This is a genomic window from Pseudoflavonifractor phocaeensis (assembly GCF_016901955.1).
Lineage (GTDB): Bacteria > Bacillota > Clostridia > Oscillospirales > Oscillospiraceae > Flavonifractor > Flavonifractor phocaeensis_A.
Genome location: NZ_JACJLC010000192.1, coordinates 1 through 1337 on the forward strand (window position 1 = coordinate 1; position 1337 = coordinate 1337).

The window sequence follows — 1337 nt, forward strand, 5'->3', positions numbered from 1 at the left end:
CAGCAGATCCACGGAGTGGTATGCAGAGAACAGCTGCGCACTCTGCCAGAGACGGAGTCAGTGCGGCTCTATCTCTGCCCGGAGCGCCGGATTTCCTTTGACGGGTTTGTCAATTACGAGGGCCGCCGTTTCGGGGTGCCGTACAGTTATCCCGGTGCTACGACCAGGGTAGAGCGCAGCGGAGATACATTGTACATCTATTCAGCAGATCTGAAAGCACTCCTTGCCACTCATGATGTGACCTGGAGCCGCAGGGACAGCTTCTGTGAGGGCCAATACGAAGCACTGGTACAGCCGGAGGAATTTCCAACTGCTCCTGTACAGACACAGATCCAGCAGCTTTCTATGCCGTCCAGTGATCTCTCCTTTGCCAAATTTGACTTTGACGGGGAGGAGCCAGTATGAACGAGACGATTTTTGAACAGGTTGAGGTGTTTGCCTCTGTCCTGAAGCTGGACCTCTCGGCAGAGGAATTTGCTCAGTTTGCAGAAGACCAGGAACTCTCAGAGAGTGGGATGGACGCAGTGCGGGCAGTTTTCTCTTACCTCAGCGAAAAAAAGCAGCAGACTACGATCCAGACACTGCTGAAAATGAGCCGCCTTCCCACAAAGGCACCCAAAACCTTTGAAAACTTTGACTTTTCGTTGCTCAAGGGAAAGGATGTAGAACGGCTGCGGGTCCTGCCCTCACTGAACGCCATCTATTCCCACCGTAACCTGGCCTTCATTGGACCGGCCGGTACGGGGAAAACCCACTTAGCCCAGGCCTTTGGCTATGCCTGCTGCCAGCACGGGCTGAAAACTTACTTCATTAAGGCCTCTGAGCTGCGAGACCGGTTTACGACTGCAAGACGCTCCGGCAAGACCGACTCCTGCCTCAGCGGTCTGGTGCGGCCTTCCTGTCTGATTATTGACGAGATTGGCCACTGTGCCTTTGACAAGGAAAATACACGCCTTTTCTTTGACCTGATTGACCGGAGGTACAATAAAGAGGGCAACTTCAACATGATCTTTACCAGCAACAAGAATCCAGCGCTATGGCGGGAGGATTTTGAAGAAGACGCCACGCTGCTGTGCACCCTGGACCGCATCTTTGATGATGCTACCGTATTCAAGCTGCGTGGAGAGAGCTTCCGTGGAAAGAAGCTGGAGACAGTATCTTTGCAGACCGGAAAAGTGCCTGCTGTTGAGCCGGTAGCAGCGCAAGAATAACAAATTACAGACTACAGATCTGGGTTGTTGGCATCTTGTACTTTAATCCATTGGCTCGCACGTTTCCGACAATAATTGGTTCGATACTCCCGACAAAATGTGGCTGTGAACTCCCGACGCTAACAC

General features: G+C 52.5%; 2 protein-coding genes. Both read left to right on the top strand.

All coding sequences use genetic code 11. From position 1 onward, the window contains the following. Nucleotides 1–405, top strand: a 405-nt coding sequence (locus H6B51_RS17060) for a Mu transposase domain-containing protein (protein ID WP_418055080.1), incomplete at its 5' end; no start/stop codon positions are given. Beyond that, on the top strand, nucleotides 402–1211 hold the full coding sequence (locus H6B51_RS17065) for an ATP-binding protein (protein ID WP_204884787.1): 810 nt from the start codon (nucleotides 402–404) through the stop codon (nucleotides 1209–1211). The genes H6B51_RS17060 and H6B51_RS17065, both read left to right, overlap by 4 nt. The last annotated feature ends 126 nt before the right edge of the window (nucleotides 1212–1337 follow it).